Origin of the sequence: Streptomyces sp. NBC_01255 (genome assembly GCF_036226445.1) — a bacterium.
Classification (GTDB): Bacteria; Actinomycetota; Actinomycetes; order Streptomycetales; family Streptomycetaceae; genus Streptomyces.
Genome location: NZ_CP108474.1, coordinates 8,228,848 through 8,249,508, shown reverse-complemented (window position 1 = coordinate 8,249,508; position 20,661 = coordinate 8,228,848). Strand labels below are relative to the sequence as shown.

Here is a 20,661-nt window from a genome sequence, read left to right as displayed (position 1 = left end):
ACCGGGACCGGCCTATGCCTCGGTGGAGGAGAGGGGCTTCTGCGCCAGCAAGCGCACGGCTCGCGCGAAGTCGGGCGCGACGGTCCCCTGGGCCTGGGCGAACCGGGCGATCTCACTCAGGCGCTCCTCCGAGGCCTCGTACAGCGACCGGTAGTGCACAGCCGCCCCTCGGTCAGTGGCCGTGAGCCGCTCTCCCCGTCTCTCGACGAGCTTGAGCCAGAGCAGAGTTGGCAGGTCGGCCCGCACTTGGTCGGGGTCGAGGCCGCGGGCGGTAGTCTCCCCGGCGGTCTCTTCAAGCGGTGCCGTCACCAGCTGCTCAAGCAAGTGCCACTGAGGGCCTGTGAGGTCCACATACGGTAGGGAGGCGGGAGCGTGCATGGCGCATGCCTAGCACATCGCTCCTCTCGTCGTGCGGCTTGAGCCGGAGAATCCGCTGTCACTCGGTCGCCCGAGACCTGGCTCCAGTCCGGGCGTATGCCCATCCGCCACGCCGGTCCGCCGCGCCATCATGCACAGAGGTCAGCGTGAGGCTGCCGTCTCGACCTTGAACATGGGGTGGTCCAGGCCGTCAGCGAACTCCAGGACTCCCGGCTGTGTGTCGGGCACTTCGAACACAGTGGTCCCTCGCACGAACTCACCAGGGCGGGGGTCCGGTTCTGTCAGCAGATTCTCCTCGACGAGCCCGAGCGCGGCGCAGTTCCCGCTGGTCTCCTGGTCGACCTTCGTCGTCTCGCCGTCCTTGCCGGTCCAACGCGCCCTGGCCAGATGCGAGGTGTCGAACTCCTCGGTACTCACGTTCTTGACCTTGAACTCCAGGCAGACGAAGGTGGTGCCGGCCTTGGCGACCTCGGGCTTCAGGTGTTCGCCCTGCGGGAGCCGGTCCGCCTGCTTCAAGGCGGTAAGGGTCACGTCGGCCGAGCTCGCCGGGATGTCGAAAGTGTTGTTGGGCGAAATGGCGACGGTGAGTGTCTGGCCCTGCTTGAGGGTGCGTACGTCATCGGCCGACGGGCTGGGCGCGGCCGGTGCCGCAACCGCCAGTCCGGCGGCGGTGAGATACGGGGCCGGCCCCTGGACTCTTCCCGCCGTACCGTCGCCGCCCCATCCGGACAGCAGTGCGGCGCCTGCGACCGCCGCGACACCGACGGCCGCGAGGCGTACGAGTCCGTGAGGGCGACGCGAGTGTCCTCCCATGGCGACGGCTCCTTCCGAGCGCTCCCCCGCCTCCAGCTTCCCCCCGGGCCACGCGGACCGCAGGTCGGCGAGGTGTACGGCCGCTGCGGCGGAGTTCCGGTCAGAATCCTCACGCGGCGGGCGGCAGGGCGAGGGATGCCCACACGGTCTTGCCGCCGGGTGGGTAAGGGACGACTCCCCAGTGGTCGGCGAGGGCGGCCACCAGCGGCAGCCCCCTGCCGCCGTCGCCTTCGCCCGGCGATGTCACGACTGGCAGCCGGTCGCCCCGCGCGTCGGTGACCTCGATGCGGAGCCCGCCGACCACCGTGTCGAGCGCGAGAGCGAACCGGAAGTCGCGCCCTGGAAGCCCTCCGTGGAGTACGGCGTTCGCGGCGAGCTCCGCGACGATCTGTTCCCCACGTTCCGTGACGTCCTGCGAGACATCCCAGGAGTGGAGTTGCGCCACCGCCAGGAGCCGGGCGAGACGCGCGCCGCGCCGAGTGGACGAGATGAGCTGGCTTCAGTCGCGCTCCCTGGCCTCACGGTTCAGCCGTTGCCGGTCCGAGACCTCGAACAGTCGCCGCTTCAAGAGCGGCCGTCAGTGCGCCTGGACGGACTCGACGACCCGCCGACGCTCGGCGCGTATCGCGGAGGGGGTGGTGTCGTGGAGAGGGGTGGTGCTGTCGATCAAGGGGGGGGGGACTCGCTCAGCGTTTCGGTTGTGGTGGTGTGGGGGGATTGCGCTCAGGAGATTTTGCAGAGCATCATCGAGCGTGTGTCGAGTTCACCTGGAGAGCCCAGGACGGAGCTCCGCCCGACATAGACGGTCTCCGAGTACCACGTTCCCAAGGGACACCTACCGTCCGCGATGACCAGGGCTCCGGACAGATCAGGACCGGACTCGTCGTCAGGGAACTCGGCGACGACGGGAAGGGCCGCAGGCCCTTGCGCACCTTCCTCGCCCCGCTCCCCCTGCTCCCCGCGCTCTCCCTGCGGGCCTTGTCCGCCCTGTGCCCCTCGCGGGCCCTCAGCCCCAATGGGCCCGGCCGGGCCCTGGGCGCCTGCGGGGCCGGTCGCGACGACGTATGCGCCGGCCACTGCACCGGCCGCGCCCGAGAGCGTGACGACGGCGAGGGTGGCAGCTATGCCGATTGCGAGGCGACGGCGGGTGGTTCTCATGGTCTTCCCTTGGGGTCAGTGGACTTCGCGGGCGCGTATGCGGCGAATGCGCGGGCTTGCTCGGTCTTCCGTACCAGGCCCAGTTCGATGGGGCGCAGACCATAGGGTCGGCCCAGGGCACGGAGGATGTCGTCGAAGTACGGGACAGGCGTGTGGCCGGGGCCGATGACCAGGGCTGACAGGAGCACTCCGGGGATGTGGGGTTGCCTGTCGACAGCCGTCAGGATGGCCCTCCGCATCTCGGCGGAGAGTTCTCCCGGCTCAGTTCCAGCCGCTGCGGCAAGCGTGTGCCAGCCGACGCAGACCTGACGGCGCGCGGCATCGACAAGAGCCTGCCGTACAGGTCGCACGGCCCTCCTGCTGATCACGCCCATGCCGTCGGGCACCCGCGCGGCCCTGCTCCGCTCTGCGATGTGGTCTGGGGAACGACCGGCCGCCTCGTAGGCACGGTCCCGCCCGATGCGCCAGGCGGCTGTCACCGTGGGTGTCTTCCTGTCCGGCCGCCACCCCAACTCGGTCAGTACCTTCTCGAAGGACGGGGCGGGGCCGTTCGTACCTTTCGCCTTCACCAGCGCTGACAACAACGGACCATTTGGCTCGTACGACCCGTCCACGGCGGCGAGCATGCGGACCTGGGCATCGAACGACACCGACGTCGTGGCGACGCCCTGCCGCTGCAGGAGCATGCTCCATTTGATCCGGCCACCAGCCTTGGCCACGAGCATCAGCTCTCGGCGGAGGGCGCTCACCAACTTTCGCTCATGCAGCTGCCGTTCATTGCCTACGGCGGGCGGACCCGGAGCTTCCGGGATCTGGTCCCGGTGCTGAATTGCCTTCCGCCAGGCGTGGTAAACCCTGGCGTCGGTGAGGTCCGCGCCCAGGCCGAGGCGGGCGAGGATGTCCGAGAAGAAGGGGGCGGGGCCCGGGGTCTCCCGGTTCAGCTGCACCACGGCGGAGAGCAGGGGGGTCCCGGGAGTGTGCGGCGAGTCGACCGCGGCCAGGATGCGGACACGGTCCGCCGGGGTGAAGTCGCCGGGTGTCGCGTCCGCGCGACCGATCAATGTCTCCCAGTCGATACGCCCACGCAAGCGGTGAACCTGCTCCAGCTTCTTACGGAAGAGGGCGACCATTTCTCCTTCGCCCATCAGCGGCCTCGGCGGGGCGGGCGGGCGGAGGTCCGGCCAGCGGGGGTCCGTCCCGTGCGGGAGCGGGGTCGCGGCCTCGGCGCGTATGAGCCAGTGGGCGTCCGCCAGCGGGACCAGGTGGGCGAGGCCGCCGAGTGTATGGATCAGGTGGGCCGACGGGACGGGGGCCTGGCGAGGAAGGGCGATCCGGGCGCGGGTCACGGCTGAGCCTTCGGGCTGAACGTCAGCCTCGTAGAGGCGAGTGCCGTCGGCCTGGCGAGCCGGGATCTCGACCGCGCCAGTGAAGGCGATGGCTCCGCCCTGAAGGGGGAAGGCCACCGGGGCGGGCCCCTCGGGTGCAGGCACGGACTTCCTGGCGACGAGGGTGGGCGTGACAATGCCGTCCTCCGTCAGCCGGCACTCGGGGAGTGTCGCCCACTCGACGGCGTGGCCGGGGAGCTGAGTACCGACGTACACCTTCCGGGTGCCGCCCTCGGTGCGGCAGGAGAAGCGGATGGCGTGGCCGGTCGCCTCGATCTCGTTGTGGGCGAGGCCGCTGTCGGGTCCGTACGCCCAGTGGGCGCCGCGCGGGTGCTGTCGGGCAAGCCGGTCGCCGTCGGCCTGCCACGCACGGAGGGACAACCGTCCCATCTGGACCCGGATGAGCCGCCCCTTGCCGAACCGGACTTCGATGGCACCGCCGGGACCGTCGCCCAGGTCCGGGTAGGTGACGGTCGCCGTCGGGTGGCCGCATTGGCGACCCAGCCAGTCCAGGATCGCCTTGCCGATGTAGAGGTGGTCGGCGCTGGACTCGCCGTTCGCGGTACGTCGGCAGTGGACGGGTGGGCGGTGCGCGAAGTGGCACTTCTTCTGCGTGTACCGCCTGGCCGTCAACTTCTTTCCGCAGCCACCGAGGAGGGTCCCACAGTAGAAGTCCTCGCGAGAACGGCCCCGCATGAAGGTGTCGAACTCGTCGGGTTCGAAGGGGAGGAAGACGGGCATGTCGGATCCGGCCCGGCCGATGACGGCGGTCTGGACCTTGCGGGTGTCTTCCTCGTCGGCGTACGGCGTCATGGCACGGCTCCGGGCGGTCAGCGGCGGCGGCGGATGGTGCGGGATGTTCAGGGTCGGTGCGGGCGGGCTACCGCCGCGCACAGGATGATCGGCCGGACGGATGGCCCGTCAACTCGACGTGGTGCCGCTGAGATTCACGACGGCCAGGTCGCCCTCGGTCATGCCCCTGGAGCCGGAGAACGACCACTCGGCCGGGCTCGCGTCGGCGGGGAACTTGTAGACGAAGACGGCGTCACGCTTGAACCCGGGCTGCAACTCCTCGCCGCAGGCTTCGGCCTTGTGGTTGGCCTTGACCAGGAACACCTCTTCGATGACGTCGAACTTCCGCCCCTCGGAGTCGATGAGACCCTGCGAGATCCCGCCACCGCACACGGGGTCGAACGACTCGGTGCCGTCGTTGTAGACGGTCGTCTCCACGATCGCGAACTTCGCTCCCCTACCGGCCTTGAGGATCTTGTCCGAGTCGTAGTCGTCGAGGGTCACAATCGCGGCCTCACTGACCTTCTTGACGACGACCGTCGCACCGCCGCTCTTCGCCTTCTCCCCCATGGAGAAGCTCGCAGCGGTGGGCGATGGGCTGGGGACCGCCTCCGGCTCTTGCGGGGGATCAGCGGGGTAGGTTCTGGGGTCCTGCCATATCGACGGACTGGCCGTCGGCGCGGCAGCGCCCTCGTTGTCGCCGCTGCCGCCTCCGACAACGGCGGCGGTGATTCCGGAAGACACACCGGCGACGAGCAGTGTCCAGACAGCCGCCAGGACGACGGCGCGACGGGTCAGCCGGGGTCTGGCGGGCGCGGGAACGGGAGCGGCGAGAAGCGTGGGCTCGTCGGTGGGCTTGGGCGGGATCATGGCAGAAGGCTCCTGGGGTGCGGGCCCGTTCGGGGCGGGCAGGGCTGTTTCGGGGCTCAACGCAATCGAGGGTGCGGGTGGGGCCTCAGTCCGCTGGTTGCCGACAGCGCCCGGCCCACCATCACCGCATGGATCTCAGAGAAGTGGCCGCTGACAAGGCCAGATCGGCTCACATGAAGCCCTTCGCGGTAGATCGAGCCCGAGAGGCTCGCTGGTCCAGTCTCAACGGACTCCAACTGGCTGACCATCGCCGCTCTCTCAAGCTTCCGCGTCGTCCCCGCTCCGACGGCGCGCTCGCTCGGCGATCCCGCTGGAGAGCTTGCCCGTCGCCGACCTGGCCCGGCCGAGGGTCTCGGTGCCGAGGCGCCGGGCGGCGTCGACGTTCTCCGCGCCCTTCTCCAGCGCCCTGTCCCTCACCTCCACGGCCGCTTGCTTCCAGCGCCGTGCCTCCAACGACTCCTGATCGCGCTCGATCCCGAGCCGACCGTGGAAGTCGACGACGGCGACCTCGACGTGGTTGCGCGCGTGCACCACCTCGCGGGACGTGGTCGGGTGCAGCAGCACCTTCGCGTTGGCCGTGCCGGCGGCCGTGTGCAGCCGGGCCACGAGGCGCTCGGTGCTCTCCGAGATGAGATCCATCCGGTTCTTCCGGGCAGCCCGAAGTCCGAGGTGGTGCGAGTCCAACCCGTGCGGATCCGTTTCCCGTACCCGGTCGAGTTCGAGTACGGCGAAGGCGTCCTGGAGCTGGAAGCAGTGCGCCAGAACGGCGAGCCACTCCCGCGCCTTGGACTCGATCTCCTTGGACGCCTTGGCCAGTTCACCGATCTTGCTCTTGCGCTCCGTCTTCTCCGCGAGCGCGTCGAGCTGACGCAGCGCGTACGCCTGGGTATCGGCGATCGTCGTGGAGGTGTTCTGCACCTTCGACCACGTGACCTCGGAGACTCGGCCCACCTGCTCCCGGACCGTGATGGCCTCCTTGAGCACGAAGTCCACCCCGATCATCCGCGCCAGCGCCTGGTCCTGCTGGGCGCGGAGCACGTCGTCGACCTTCTCGTCGATCGAGGCGAGGTATTCGGTGATCTCGTCCCCGATCTGCTGCATCGCCAGCTGTGCCATGACCGCCGCGATGTTGGCCATCTGTGCCGGGTTGCCCTTAAACGGTCCGGCCCCCTTCGCGAACTCGACGAACCCCTTGATCTGGCCCTTGGGTCCCTTCAGCACTCCTGTTTCGAGCCCTGTCTTGGCGCTCTTCCTCAGCCCGATCTTGTCGATGCGCTGCGCGGACTCCTTGGTCAGCTTCACCCAGCGACCCGAGCCGGCGGCAATGTCGGAACCCGTCTGCGCGAATCCGGCCACGCTGCCGAGGGCGGTTCCGAATCGTCGCGTTCCGGGGCCCTTCGACGGCAGTCCTTCCGAGACGAGGAAGCGTTCGACTGCCGCCGGGTCTCCGATGACCGCCAGGCCATCGCTGTCTCTGAACAGCTGGATCTCGTCATCCATGGTCGACCCCTTTCGGGTCGCGGCCCGGACCGTGGCTCCCCTCCGGTCCGGGCCGCGTAGGCGTGGTGAGTGTCAGGCTGCCGGGTGGCGGGGGCCGTGTCCCGGGGGTGGGGTGAGCGTGGAGGTGTAGTTCTCGCCGTCCACGAGGGGGGTGGTGAGGCTTACGCCGGCCGCCGCCATGCGGTCGTACTCGGCGAGGATGAGGTCCTTCGTGCGGTACGTGCCGTACTTGGCCTCGTCCTTGCGCTTGACGATGGGGAAGGTGTCGAGGATGTAGTCGACGTCGTCGCGGTTGATCCCGTAAAGGTGGAAGAAGAGGGCGTCGAGCTCGGCACGGATGACGGTGCGGCGGTCTTCGTCCCAGACGAAGGCGCCCCCATCATCGCCGAGGTCAGCCGAGAATCCGTCCATGTCGGTCGCCGTATAGGAGAGCTCGAGAACTCGCGGTACGACCCAACTGCGGTGCGCGGAAAGCTCATCAGGGCCTGGGACGGGCACTTGCTTGACGATGAAGAAGCTCATCGAGTTGCCGCCGATACCCTGTCGTGCGACATAGTCGAAGGCGAACGACGACCACACAGACACAAGGAGTTCCGGAGCCTTCGACATAGCAAGTAGGAACTTGTGACCTACGCCGACGTCAGGAATGACCGACGTCACCATCGTGCGCTCATTGGTCGAACTAGTCACATCCCGCCACCCAATGTGCCAACGGCGACTCCACGCCTTGTCAGCCAACCTAGAGCGAACATCAGCTTCCTCTACCCAGTTGTCCGGAAGCGCCCACCGGTTAGCATCTTCCCACTCCGCGAGAGTCAGGGGGTGCGGCTGATTCTGACGCTTAACCGCAGTCGCACTCTTGACCACGTCAGCGGCGCGGTGATTGAAGAAGTCCGTCATCTTCGCCTCATATAGAGGCAACATCCTGTTGTCTCCCCTGACGAAAACGTTGCCCTTCAGGCGCCAACCCCCCGCTTCCAATTCTGCCCGGGAATTGAAAAGGGCAGAGTCGTGCCCCATATTGAACAGCCCCTGAGAAAACGAAACACTCCACGGGTTCCCATTCAAATCTCCCTCCTTCAGAAGAACGGGCACCCTGCGATAGATGCCCAGGGTGATCTCCGCATCTCGACGGGTACGGAAGACCGGACACGTGCCCGTGTTCGGGTTGAGGAGGGCAATCTCTTCCGGGGTGAGGGTGAACGCCTTATCCACGTCGTCCAGCTCTGCCGGGTCGTGGAGGAAGAAGGCGAATCGCGCTACAAGCTCACGTAGTCCCCGGCCCATGATGGACAGAATGCTGAACTTCATTCGGGAGTCCACGTCAGGGAACAGGGCGTTACGATTCTCGAAATCGTACAGCGCCGCGATCGAACCGTTCTCCACCAGGTCCTTGAAGAAGTACTGCGTCCTGGCATCCGTCGCGATGCCTGTCGGCACGATGACGCCGGCTCGTCCCCGCTCCCCCGTCAGGATCCGGTCCGTCTCCGCAAACACCGCGTACAGGTTCAGGTTCCCCTGCCCCGTCAGGGGTACCCGCTTCGACCTGCGCAGGAAGTGGCTCTCCGCGTAGACGGCTCGCTTCGCCTCCGCGTACTCCTTGTACAGTTCCAGCGATTCCGGGTCTTCCTGGAGCTTGGCGATCTGCTTCTTGCGGGCGCTCGCGTTCGAGATCGCGGCAATCTCTGGGGCGCGCTGCGCGAAGAACTCCTGTTCCTTCAGCTCCACGCTGTCCCACGGCGGGTTGCCAAGGACACAGTCGAAACCGCCAGCCCAGCCCGTCGCCTCGCTGATCCCCTTCCCCGACTCCGGGACCGCGAACACCTCCGGGAACTCCAGGTGCCAGTGGAAGAAGTGGTACTGCTCCCGCAGCCGCAGGATCTCGTCGTGGGTCGCCTTCGACGCGCTCGACGCGCTCGGGTCCTCCAGGGCGCGGAACACACCGTGCGTCACCGCCCTCGGAGCCTCCGATGTCTTGAGCCACATGAAGGCCGCGCACCAGGCGTCGGCCAGGTGGAGGGCGTTGACGTAGTCGGAGGACTTCTCCCACTGTTCGTAGGCCGCCGCCTGGCCACGTACGTCCCTCAGGTCGTCAGAGGGAGCGTGGGTGATGCGACGCATGCCGGACGCGAAGGTGGTGTTGGCAACCTTCACACCCTCGTCCTCCATGTCGAAGAGGGTGAACTGGCCCTTCCGCTCCTCGGCGTTGAGCTTCTCCAGGGACTTGGCGTGCTTCTTGTCGTCACCCTCCGTCGCGATGAACGCCTCGTCCGGGATCCCACCCCGCAGCAGACTCGGCGTCGCCCCGATCAGCGCGTTGCCGTGCTTCACGTGCGCGTTAAGGAAGCCCAACGGCTTGCCCGGTTCCAGGGCCTCCAGCCACAGCGACACCTTCGCCAGTTCCACCGCCATCGGGTTGAGGTCCACGCCGTAGATGCAGCGGGCCACGACCTCGTGCAGCGCATGGCGGACGGCCTCGAGCGTCGGCTCCGGGTTGCGTTCCCGTACCGCCGCCACCCGCTTCGCGATGCGTCGCGCCGCCGCCACCAGGAAGTGGCCCGAGCCGCAGGCCGGGTCGCAGACCGTCAGGCCGAGGAGCTCGCGGACGATCGCGTTCGACGGGTCCGGCTCGCCCGCCGACGTCGCCGCCTGCTCGCCGCGCTTGACCGCATCGTCTATCACCGGGTCGAGGGCCGAGTCGAGCAGGCAGTCGATGAGCGAGGACGGAGTGTAGTACGAGCCCGTCGTCTTCCGCGTGTTGCCGGCCAGTTCCACCAGTTCGAAGGTGCGGTCCACCGCACTGTGCTGCGGGACGAGTTCGAGCAGGGACTCGTAGATCGAGCCCAGTTCCTCGGCGTCCAGGTGCCGGTAGTCGACGGTGCGCCAGCGGCGCGAGCCCGTGTCCCGGACCTGGGAGAGGTGGCGTACGGCCGTGAGGAGGTACTCGTTCGACAGGGACAGGCCGTCCAGCGGGGCGTCCACGTCCGAGGCGTCGAAGATGCCGCCGAGGCCCGGCAGGCCCAGTTCCGGGCGGCCGTTCTCGTCGCCGAGGGCGTCGAGGACGATCCGCAGGGCCTGGTAGAGGTCGCCGTGGGCCGTGCCCCGGCGGCGGCGGGCGTGCTTGCGCAACCGCTCCGAGGAAAAGTACGCCGCGTACCGCTCGCGTGCCTGTTCACTCGCCTCCAGGCCGTGCAGCGCGTCGCGGTCCTCCGCCACGAAGACGAAGAGCAGGCGGTAGACCAGGCGGAGAAGGGCTCCGTGCAGGGCCTTGACGTCCGTGTCCTCGCGCAGGGCCTTGTTGGCCGGGTGGCGGAGGAAGCCGGTGCCCAGGGTGGTGATGGCAGCCTGGACGCCTTTGCGGAGCTGGTCCAGGGCCCGTGTGCCCGAGGCGATGGCTTCCGTACGCCACTTTTCCAGCCAGCAGCCGGACGGTGCCGCGCCGTCCGCCACGTCGAAGCGGGAGACGTGCAGCAGCCGGTACAGCAGGACGAACTCGCTGAACAGTTCGCCGTCGAAGATCGCCTCGAGGTCGAACTCGACGTACGACGCGGTCGCCAGCGCGCTGGAGTCGCGCAGCAGCCGGATCTGGCGGCCGTTCGTGAGGACGCCCCACAGGTGGGCCTCGGTCCGGTTGAGGCACTCCTGGAGCATGGACTGGGGCGGGACCTGGCCGGCGACGCGCTTGTCGAGGCCGGCGTTCCAGGCGGTCTGGTGGATGAGGGCGTGGCGCCAACGGTGAGAGACCGGGAAGGACTTGTCCGCGTCGGAGTCGGCGACGATGCCCGCCGGGCCCATCGCCGTCAGCGGGCCGAAGCCGAGCTCGCGCCAGAGCGGGGCCAGCCAGTCGCTGGTCGCGAGGCCCGTCGGGTCGGCGGCCGGGGCGCCCGTCCCGGTGTCTTCAGGGAGGCGCTTGCGGAGGTCGCGCCAGAGGGGCTTGAGGTACTCCCAGCTGCGCTCGGCCTCGTCCCGTACGGAGCGGGAGGTCGGCAGACCGTAGTCGGCGGGCTTGGAGCCGGGGACGTCCTTGCCCTCGGAGATCCGGACCAGCATGTCGGCCGGGAGCAGCGCGCCGACCGTCTGGACGGCGGAGAAGACCTGGTTGCGGGTGGTGGCGGACATCAGGCGACGGCCTCTCCGGAAGCGGCTGCGGGCAGGTAGACGTAGGCGCCGAGGATGTCGGCGGGCTTCTGGGCGGTGACGCGGAGGCCTCGGACGATCTCGTCGGCGGCCTTGCGGACCCGGCGGTGGGAGTCGTCCAGTTCGGTGGCGAGCTCTTCGCCGTAGGACTCCAGGCGGTCGGTCACCGCGTCCAGTTGGCCGAGGATGCGGGTCATGGTCCGCTCGCCGAAGTCTGCGGGGGTGTTCTCCGTGGCGGTCGCGTCGAGAAGCGCGACCGCCTCCTCCTGGGTGAGCCACTCGGCGTTCTTCGGTGCACCCCGGAAGGCGAGCAGCCGGGCGTCCTCGGCCACGAGCTGCCTTTCGCCGGTTCGCGAGGGCAGGGTGAGGTGGAAGCGGTAGCGGACGAGGAGCAGGGTCGTACGGGTGGCGACGGCGTCCGTGGTGACGACGCCGCAGCGGCGGGCCGGGCGGACTCCCTCGGCCTCCTTGTCGAGGGCGGCGTTCAGGACGTGTCCGGCGAGCGCGCCGACCACCGGGTCCGTGCGGACGAGGGCGGCCTCGCCGCGTGCCACCGCCGGGTCGTGGCGGAAGGGGATCGGGCGGTCCTTCTCGATGATCTCCGGGCCGACGGCGGGGGCGAGCGCGTCGCGCAGGCCGGCGGGCGTGCCGCCGACCTGGGCCGTGAAGTCCCCTGCGGACAGGTCGCCCGTCTCGCGCAGTACTCCCCCGAGCGCGCCCAGGGATTCGCGTACGAACGTCTCGATCTCGCCGGCGCTGCCCAATGCCTCGCGCACCGAGGCGACCTCGCGGGCAACCTCCTCCGGGTGGATGGAGCGCTGGGCGAAGCGAGAGCGGGACTTCTTCTCGCGTTCGGCCGCGGAGTTCCAGTCCTGCTCCAGGTCGCCGAAGCTCTGCTGGAAGGCATCGGAGCCGAAGAGGGCCTGCTGCTCGCCCTCGCGGCCCCGGAGGAGCAGCCACTCCACGATCGCGTCAGTGACACCCGTGGACATCTCGTCCGGAACGGAGACGGAGATGCCGAGGTCCTTCTTGATCTGGCGGTGCTTCTTGATGAGGACTTCGAGGACCTTGCCGTCGATGCCGTTGTCGTCGCCGTACAGGGTGATGACGCGGACCTGGTCCCGCTTCTGGCCGTAGCGGTCGACGCGGCCCTCGCGCTGGTCGTGGCGGGTCGGGTTCCAGGCCAGGTCGTAGTGGACGACGGCGTCGAAGTGGTGCTGCAGGTTGACGCCCTCGGAGAGGCAGTCGGTGGCGATCAGGACACGGCGGGCGGCGGCGTCGTCGCCGGCCTCCACCGCCAGCTCCTCGATGCGTTCGATGCGCTGCTGCGGGGAGAGGGTGCCCGTGACAGCCTTGACGACGGTCTTCGCGCCGAGCGGGCCGCGCTTCTTCGTCTCCGGGTCGTTGCCCAGCTGAGCGGCGAGGTATTCGGCGGTGGGGATGTAACGACAGAAGACGATCGGGTTGTGGCCGTCGGCGAGCAGGGCCTTGAGGTGTTTGACGAGCGCCTTCAGTTTGAGGTCCTGCTCGGGGCCCTCCAGCGCTGCGGCGCGGACGGCGAGCTCGGCGAGGCGGCTGCCCGCGTTCTCCTCCTCGGTCTCGGCGCCGGGGGCGACGTCCATGCCTTCCAGGGTGTCGCTGTCGGCGGAGTCGCTGGTCAGCGGGGCGCCCAGGCGGTCGGCTTCCTCGGCGGAGGCGGCGACCGCGGCGGCGGAGCGGGTACGGAGGGTCTGGGCGGCGGCGCGCGGCGAGGAGACCAGCGAACGCAGGAGGGCGATCGCGGACCACCAGGCGATGCGGGCCTCCCGGTTGCCCTGGCTGCCGGCGGCCTCGACGCGTTCGCTCGCGTAGGCGATGGCGTCGTCGAGCAGGGCGCGGTACGCGGGGGCGAGCTTGTACGTCTCGTCCTTGAAGTACCGGTCGGAGGGGAACGCAGTCTTCTCGGCCAGGCTGTCGTCACTCAGCCCGTCTTCCTTGGTGAGGTACTGGCGGACGTCGGCGCGCTTGCGGGCGACGAAGTGCCGGGCAAGCAGGGTTCGGCCGGACTCGCTGTCCAGGTCGACGCGGGCCAGCTCGGGCTTGACCAAGCCGAGGAGGTTACGGAACGCGGACTCCTTGCCGGAGTGCGGGGTGGCGGTGACCAGAAGCAGGTGGCGCTCGGTGTCGGCGGCGACGCGCTTGAGGAGTTCGTAGCGCAGCTGGTTCTGGGCGCCGGCCGAGGTGTCGTCGGCGGCGACGCAGGTGTGGGCCTCGTCGACGATGACAAGGTCGGGGCAGTGACGGACGAAGTCGTCGCGGTGGCGGGTGGACTTGATGAAGTCCGTCGACACGATGACGTGCGGATACTTGTCGAACAGGGACTGTCCGAGGTCCAGGCCGCGCTCCAGCCTGGACACGGTGGAGGCGAGGACGAGTTCGGCGTCGATGCCGAACTTTCCGCGCAGCTCGGCCTGCCACTGCTCGGCGAGCGCGGGCGCGCAGAGCACGGCGAGGCCGGTGGCCTCGCCCTGGGCGAGCAGCTCGGACGCGACGAGGCCGGCCTCGATGGTCTTGCCGATGCCGACGTCGTCGGAGATGAGCAGGCGTACGGTCTGCTGGCGCAGCGCCATCAGGAGCGGCACGAGCTGGTAGGCACGGGGTTCGACGGCGATGCCGGCGAGGGAGCGGAAGGGGCCCGCGCCGGAGCGGAATCCGATGCGCAGGGCCGTGCGCAGCAGGCCGGCGGCGCGCTGGTCGCCGAGGTCGGAGGGCTCGGGGGCGGTGAACTCGGCGCCCTTGACGTTCTCGAAGGCGGGGAAGACGGCGGCGATGTCGTCGTCGGATCCGCCGAGGGGGCGCAGGACGAGCATGTCGTGGGCGCTCTCGGGGAGCACCACCCATTCGCGGCCGCGGGCGGTCACCAGGGATCCGGCGGTGTATGTGAGTGCCATGTCGGTGGTCGAGTCCTCGTGGTGGGCGGGCGTCAGTGGGTGGTGGTGCCGAAGATGCGGGGGTGTGCGGCGACGACGGTGTCCCAGTCGGTGTCGTGCGGGAAGCGGACGACGTCCCAGCGGGCGTCGAGGAGGCGTTCCTCGGCGTCCTCGTCGCGCAGGGCGGTGGGTTCCGTGTCCGGCAGGTCGACGAAGACGGCGATGTCGAGGTTGCCGAGCCGGTAGACGTAGTCGGCCTGGGCATTGGCCTCGGTGATCAGTGTCTCGCCTTCGTCGGGGAGGTTGAGGCCCTTGGCCTTGAGCCAGGTCAGCAGGTTGTCCTGGGCGATGGTCTCGGCCACCGCCGTCTCGACCCGGGTGAGAGGCGTGTCCGTCTGACCAAGGAGTCGGTGGAACTGCTCCGTTCGGGACTCGCCGCGCTTCTCGCGTGCCGCGGTCGCCGAGGCGAGGCGCAGCAGGAGTTCCTTCACCGCATGGCGGTTGATGGAGGCGTGGGCGATCTGGTTGCCGTAGGTCAGGAGACAGTCGTAGCAGCCCAGCGCGCAGGGCCGTGCGGACTCCGGGTGGGCGAGGTCGGTGCCGTCCTGGTCGAAGTGGCAGATCTCCAGGGCCCGTTCGGCTGCCTTGGCGAGGCCGCCCGGCTCGGACTGCAGCCGACGCAGCACGCCCGCGCCGCCCTCCGCGGCCTCCGTGAAGAGGATGCGGTTGCGCGGACCGTCGTCGGGCGGGAGGAGTTCGGCGCTGAGCTCGGAGTCCTCCAGCTCGTAGGCGGCCTCGATGCCGCGTTCGAGGGCGTACATCAGGGAAAGCGCGACAGGCTCGTACAACGGCTCGTCGAGGGTGACGACCAGGATGTTGCGGCGGTCCTCGACGAAGGGGAGGACGCGCTTCTTGCTGCGGCGCTCGTTGCCGTCGGGGTCGACGACGGGCAGTTCGCTGGAGTCGCCGGAGGCCTCGGCGGCGTCGCGGTCGTTCATCCAGCGGCCGTCGGCGAGGTCGAGCCAGTAGCCGGCCGGTTCGTCCTTCTTGGCGCGGACCCGGCCGGTGTTGGTGATGCGGACGGTCGCCGAGTCCCCGTACGACACGACGGCGATCCGCTCGCCGGACGTGTCGGAGACCTGGGCGTCCTGGCGCCCCTTGCGGGTGCCGTGGTCCTGGAAGCGGTAGGAGGTCTCCAGGCGGAAACCGGCGCGGCGGCGCTCCTCCTCGTCGGAGGAGATCCGCTCGCGGCGGGTGGTGTAGACGGTGTGCAGGTGCAGCAGGCCGTGGGTGGCGGAGCCCAGGGGCTCGTCGCACATCTCGCAGCGGTCGGCGCGCTCCTCCGGGTCGTGGTGGTAGCCGCACCGGTCGCAGCGGCGGGACGCGGTCGTGGCGAGATCGCCCGAGGAGTCCGGCGGGAGCTGGATGCGGGTGACCTGGTAGCGGGCGCCTTCGTGGTAGATGAGCGCGCCGGGGCCGAACTCGCGGATGGCGAGGAAGCGGGGACGCTGAAGGTAGTCGCCGTCGCCGCGGCGGCGGCCGATGGTGGGGATATAGGCGGCGAGCGGCAGGCGCGGGAAGGAGTAGCCGGGCAGGAAGCCCTCGGAGGCGAGGTAGCGGTAGGGGTTGAAGTCGGAGAGCACCGACTTGCTGTCGACGCTCTCGTTCATCAGCAGGTTGAGCTGGGTCTCGGCCTCGCGGCGGCGGCCGTTGGCACGGTTGCGGTCGCCCTCGGTGAGGGTGTAGTCGAGCCGGCGCTTGTTCTGGATGTACTGGTCGTCGAGTGCGGCCCGGAACAGGTCGCGCCAGCGGTCGAAGGCGTCGTCGAACCGCTGCGGAACCGTGCGGACACGGTCTTGGATCCAGTCGTCGTACCACCAGGTCGTCTCCGCGAACTGCGGGATCAGCGGGGCGAGTACACGCAGGGCGGCGTCGACGGTGCGGCGCTGGGCGTCGGGGTCGAGCGAGGCGTCGCGGATGTCCGGCTGGAGCCGGAGCGCGGGCTGCGGGCGGTCGCCGGTCTCGGGGTAGGAGACGTCGAGCACCTCGGGGATGGCCCGGCCCAGCTTGAGCCCGGCCTCGGCAATCCATACGCCTTGCAGGTGGGAGAGGACCAGATCCTCGTTGGCGAGGTCGAGGCGCGGCGGGGCGACGGCTCCGGCGACCATGCGGTCGGAGCGGCGGAAGTAGTACTGGTCGTGGCTGTTGCCGGTGGCGCAGTACGTGGTGACGAGGGCGGGCTGGCCGCTGCGGCCGGCGCGGCCGCTGCGCTGGGCGTAGTTGGCGGGCGTCGGCGGGACGTTGCGCATCATCACCGCGTTGAGCGAGGAGATGTCGACGCCCAGCTCCATCGTCGGCGAGCAGTACAGCAGCTTCAGCTCCGCCTTGCGGAAGGCCTCTTCGCGCTTCTCCCGCTCCTGGGGGGCGACCTGGGCGGTGTGCTCGCGGGCGAACAGGCCGGCCAGCTCGCTCGCCGCGTCCTTGTAGAGCTGCTGGAAGAAGGTGTTGACGCGCGGGCCGTCGCCGCTCTGGTACGTACGGGTCAGCGGGTCGTGGGCGCCGATCGCACCCTTGCCGGCCCGCCAGACGAGGGATTGGGCGGCCACCCTGTATCCGGTCGGCACGGGGCCGGTGGGGCGGTGGAAGCGACCGGCGCGCTGCGGAGCCTCGGCGACCTCCTTCACCAGACCGGCCTTGGCAAGGACCTTCAGCAACTCCTCGATGACAAGCTGGAGGTCGTCCTGACCGAGCTCCATGAAGGCCGCGTCCGCGCGCTTCAGGTACTTGCCGAACTTTCCGCGGGCGGACAGGAACCGGTTGGAACGGTCCAGGCCGGGGCGCGAGGGGTGCGGGTAGGCGGTGGCGACCGTGGGCTTGTCCGCGGCGCTGAGGATCCACGGGTCGACCAGCCGCTCCTCGCTGGCACGCTGGAGCGAGTCGAAGTCGTCACGGAAATAGGCGACGTCGACGGCGAGGGAGCGGCGCATCTCGTCGAGGAGCGCCTTCGTGATCTCGGCTCGCAGGGCGGGGTCGGCGTCACGCAGGGCCTTGTGGGTGCCCGCCCAGCGGTCCTGCTTCCGGGCGATCCAGGTCAGGTCCTCGTAGTCGATCTCCAGGAGACCCGTCTGCTCCAGGTTGGGCATGGTGATGCGCCAGCCTCGTTCGAGGTCGAGGTAGAGGCGGAAAGCGATCACGTCGCGCAGGGTCCGGGCGGCGTTACGAGCAAGGGCGGGCGGCAGATCGCCGTCACCGGTGTAGTCGACGGGGTCGAGACCGATGGCGTTGGCGACGGCGGAGGCGAGATCCTCGTGGTGGAGGCCCTCGTCACCCGCGTCGAGGGCCGCCCGGTACAGGGCGCCGCGCAGCTGGGTGATCTGGACGAAGTCGTTGAAGTGGCCCGCCTGGAGTGAGGCGTCCTGGCGGTTGTCGACGAACGTGAGGAGCTTGCGCGCCTCCTTGTCGAGGGCCTCGGCGGGGACGGACTTCAGGGAGCGTACGACGGAGGCGGAGATGAGGGAGGTCGCGGAGGAGCGGCCCTCCTGGGAGAGCGTGGCGAGCTTGGCGAAGTCCTTGGCTCGGGTCTGCTCGTAGGAGACTCCGCAGTGCAGGCAGAAGAGGAAGGGGGACGGAATGAACGCGGCGTTCAGCTCGCCCCGGCCCTCGTAGCCAAGCGGGTCGACGGTGACGGCGGACGGGACACGGTCGCGGTAGGACTTCTTGACGACCTCCTGGCCCTTGTCGTCGACTTCGAGCCAGGACTCGGGGAGCCGGCGGTCGACGACGGCCTGCTGGGTACTCGTCGGCCAGCGCCGGTCCTGATCGATGTAGAGGTAGCCGTCTCCCTGTCGTCCGCCGGTTGCGGCGGTGTCGCGACGTGCTTCGTAGCGGACATCTCCGTCCTTCTCGTCACGCCAGACGGTCACGTACTCCTGACCGCATTCGCGGCAGAAGGCGAGCGGCATGAGCGGCTTGCCGCCGCTGCCGGGCTGCTCGACCTGGTACGCGCGGGTCATGTGACGGGTGTTCTTGTCCTCCAGGGTGACGTGGACGGTGTCGCCCTTGGACAGGAACTGGTGGAGGCGGAACGCGAAGAGGGGGCGTTCGGTGTTCGGGTTCTTGGCCTGGGAACCGGCTTCCAGGGTGGCGCGGATTGCGGCGACGCAGGCTTCCTCGTCGACACCTGACCGCTCGGCGAGCTCCTTCGCGGCCTCCTCGATCTTCGCCGGCCGCTGGCGTACCAGTCGGCCGGTCTCCTCGTCGGTGGCGAGACCGAAGTGGGTCTCGATCCAGCGTGCGAGCGGGTCACGCACCAGGTCGGCGTAGGCGCGCGGGGCGGCGGGGGTCCGCAGGCGCTCGGCGGGGACCGTGTCGGGAGCCGGATCGGTGGCACGGATCAGGGTCTCGCCGATGACGTGCTCGGGGCGGACCGTGGCGCCGAAGAGCGTGGAGGCGACCTCGGCGACGACGGCCTTCTGGTCGTCGAGAGTGCCCTCGGTGGACATGGTGGCGGAGGTGCCGATGCACTGCAGGTCGGCAGCCTGGCAGGCCTCACGGACACGTCGGATGAGCAGGGCGACGTCGGCGCCCTGACGGCCCCGGTAGGTGTGGAGCTCGTCGAAGACGAGGAACTCCAGGCCACGGGCCATCTTGATGAGGCTGGCCCGGTCCGCGGGGCGGGTCAGCATCAGCTCCAGCATCACGTAGTTGGTCAGCAGGATGTCCGGCGGGTTGTCGCGGATCTCCTTGCGGCGCTGGTCGTCCTCCTGGCCGGTGTAACGGGCGAAGGTGACGGGCTCGCGGCCCTCGCCGTAGCCGTCGCGGAGGTACTTCTCCAGCTCCTTGAGCTGGCTGTTCGCGAGGGCGTTCATCGGGTAGACGATGACCGCGCGGACGCGCTTCTCCGGCTTCCGGCCCTCGGCGTCGCGGTCGGCATCGCTGTCCGCGTCACGGTCGCGGAGGACCCTGTCAACGATCGGGACAATGTAGGAGAGGGACTTTCCGGAGCCGGTGCCGGTGGTGAGGACGTACGAGGCGCGTGCCGCTGCGGCGTCGATCGCCTCCCGCTGATGCTGGTGGAGGGTGAGGGAGCGGCCGTCGCAGACCGTGCCGCCCGCCGTCTTCTTCGCCTGGAAGATCCTGGCGCACTCCTCATGCAGGACCTTCTGGCCGGCGAGTTCGAGGACGGTGCCGCCGCTCGCGAAGAAGGGGTTGAGGGACAGCCAGGGGTCGGGCCACTGCGACTTGCCCTCAAGGTCCTTCTCGACGAACTGCCGGATGACCTCGTCGCGGATGACGGTACCGCCCTCGGTGAAGGCGCGGTAATCCTTGATGAGCTCGCGGTGCAAGCCGAAGACGTCCATGCCGGGGGCGGGGGCGGGAGTCTGCTCCTCGGCGGTGGGGATCACGGTCGCGGCCGGTTCCGGAACGCTGTCGGCGGGCTTTCGCGCCTCGACGAGGACGCGCAGTCCCCTGACGGGATCGAACGCGCCCCAGGACGGAACCTCCGACGCGCCGCCGTCGGAGACAGCCAGGGGGAGGAGCGCCTCACGTGCGGCGACAGCGCTCTCCGGGCGGTCGGCCGGAGCCTTGGCCAGCAGCCGGTCGACGAGCCGGAGAAGCTCCCGGGGAAGGTCCTGACGGATGAGCCCCAGGGGGGTCGGGGCGGTGTTGACGTGCTTCTGGGCGAGGTCGTACGCGGAGCCGTCCGTGAAGGGCGGGACGCCGCTGAGCATCTCGTACAGCACACAGCCGAAGGCGTAGAGGTCGGCCGCCTCGGTGACGAGGCCGGCCCTGAACTGCTCGGGGGCCATGTAGCGTGCGGTGCCGACCGCGGTGCCACTGCTGGTCAGGCGTGTCTCGTCGGAGTCGTCCGCGATGCGGCCCATGCCGAAGTCGAGGACCTTGACGACGCCGCCCTGGGTGAGCATGACGTTCCGCGGCTTGAGGTCCCGGTGGATGACGCGGGCGGCGTGCGCGTGGGCGAGGCCGTCGGCGATCTGCGCGCCGATGGCGGCGGCCCAGGACACGGGAAGCTGCGACTCCTCGTCGATGAGGTCTCCGAGGGTGTCGCCGTCGAGGAGCTCCATCGCGAGGTAGGGCAGCCCGCCCCGCTCGGAGTCCCGGGCGGTATCCACCCCACCGTCGACGATGCGCGTGATGTTGGGGTGCTGGAGGCGGCGCATGATGCGCACTTCCCGAGCGAACCGGTCAACGGCCTTGGCGTCGGCTCGGGTGTCGACGATCGCACCGGAGCGGTGGCGGAGGATCAGCTTCACGGCGACGAGGCGTCCCGCGGCCCCCTCAGGCACCTGGAGGTCCTCGGCCCGGTGCACCTCCCCCATGTTCCCGGTACCGACCGGTCCGCGAAGCCTGAACCGTCCCGCGACCGTCTCCAGGTCCATGGCCACTCCCTCGTACATGCTTCCCGCGCACCCTCTGGTCGAGAGCGCACGCCTCCCCTTGGCTTCCGCCGGGGCTCCATCGTCGCCGACGGAGCGGATCCGACGAGGACAGCGTACACGTTCACGCCGACTTTTACCCACGCATCAACCTGTTTACATCGCCAACAGACCACCCTATGCTGACTCCGCATCAGGGGCGTACTCCCACCACCACACCGCGTGAAAGTTGGGTGACCTTGGACCTCAGGGCCGCACTCGCAGCGCTCCACCGCAACCTCCAGCAGGTCGCGGTCGACGGCGCCGTCCCGGCCATCGCCT

9 protein-coding genes are annotated in these 20,661 nt (G+C 69.4%); all 9 read right to left on the bottom strand.

Annotated features, from left to right (window positions below; all coding sequences use genetic code 11):
• Nucleotides 1-12 precede the first annotated feature (12 nt).
• On the bottom strand, nt 13-309 hold the full coding sequence (locus OG357_RS37230; protein ID WP_329625310.1) for a hypothetical protein: 297 nt from the start codon (nt 307-309) through the stop codon (nt 13-15).
• Nucleotides 310-519: 210 nt separating this feature from the next.
• The gene (locus tag OG357_RS37225; RefSeq protein ID WP_329625309.1) at nt 520-1,191 is read right to left on the bottom strand and encodes a hypothetical protein; all 672 of its coding nucleotides are present in this window, start codon (nt 1,189-1,191) and stop codon (nt 520-522) included.
• Nucleotides 1,192-1,300: 109 nt separating this feature from the next.
• The gene (locus OG357_RS37220) at nt 1,301-1,681 is read right to left on the bottom strand and encodes an ATP-binding protein (RefSeq protein WP_329625820.1); all 381 of its coding nucleotides are present in this window, start codon (nt 1,679-1,681) and stop codon (nt 1,301-1,303) included.
• Between the two features lie 664 nt (nt 1,682-2,345).
• Nucleotides 2,346-4,547 carry a competence protein CoiA family protein gene (locus OG357_RS37215; protein WP_329625308.1) on the bottom strand — a complete coding sequence of 734 codons (2,202 nt, stop codon included), beginning with the start codon at nt 4,545-4,547 and terminating at the stop codon, nt 2,346-2,348.
• 108 nt (nt 4,548-4,655) lie between these two features.
• Nucleotides 4,656-5,396 carry a DUF4352 domain-containing protein gene (locus tag OG357_RS37210; protein ID WP_329625307.1) on the bottom strand — a complete coding sequence of 247 codons (741 nt, stop codon included), beginning with the start codon at nt 5,394-5,396 and terminating at the stop codon, nt 4,656-4,658.
• 258 nt (nt 5,397-5,654) lie between these two features.
• Entirely contained in the window at nt 5,655-6,896 is a 1,242-nt protein-coding gene (locus OG357_RS37205) for a hypothetical protein (RefSeq protein WP_329625306.1), read from the bottom strand.
• A gap of 72 nt (nt 6,897-6,968) precedes the next feature.
• Nucleotides 6,969-11,015, bottom strand: coding sequence for an Eco57I restriction-modification methylase domain-containing protein (locus OG357_RS37200; RefSeq protein ID WP_329625305.1), 4,047 nt, complete (start codon nt 11,013-11,015; stop codon nt 6,969-6,971).
• Nucleotides 11,015-13,963, bottom strand: coding sequence for a DEAD/DEAH box helicase (locus OG357_RS37195; protein WP_329625304.1), 2,949 nt, complete (start codon nt 13,961-13,963; stop codon nt 11,015-11,017). The genes OG357_RS37200 and OG357_RS37195 overlap by 1 nt, the downstream gene beginning before the upstream one ends.
• A 32-nt stretch (nt 13,964-13,995) precedes the next feature.
• Nucleotides 13,996-20,361: a protein kinase domain-containing protein gene (locus OG357_RS37190; protein WP_329625303.1), complete on the bottom strand. Its 6,366-nt coding sequence runs from the start codon at nt 20,359-20,361 to the stop codon at nt 13,996-13,998.
• Nucleotides 20,362-20,661 lie beyond the last annotated feature (300 nt).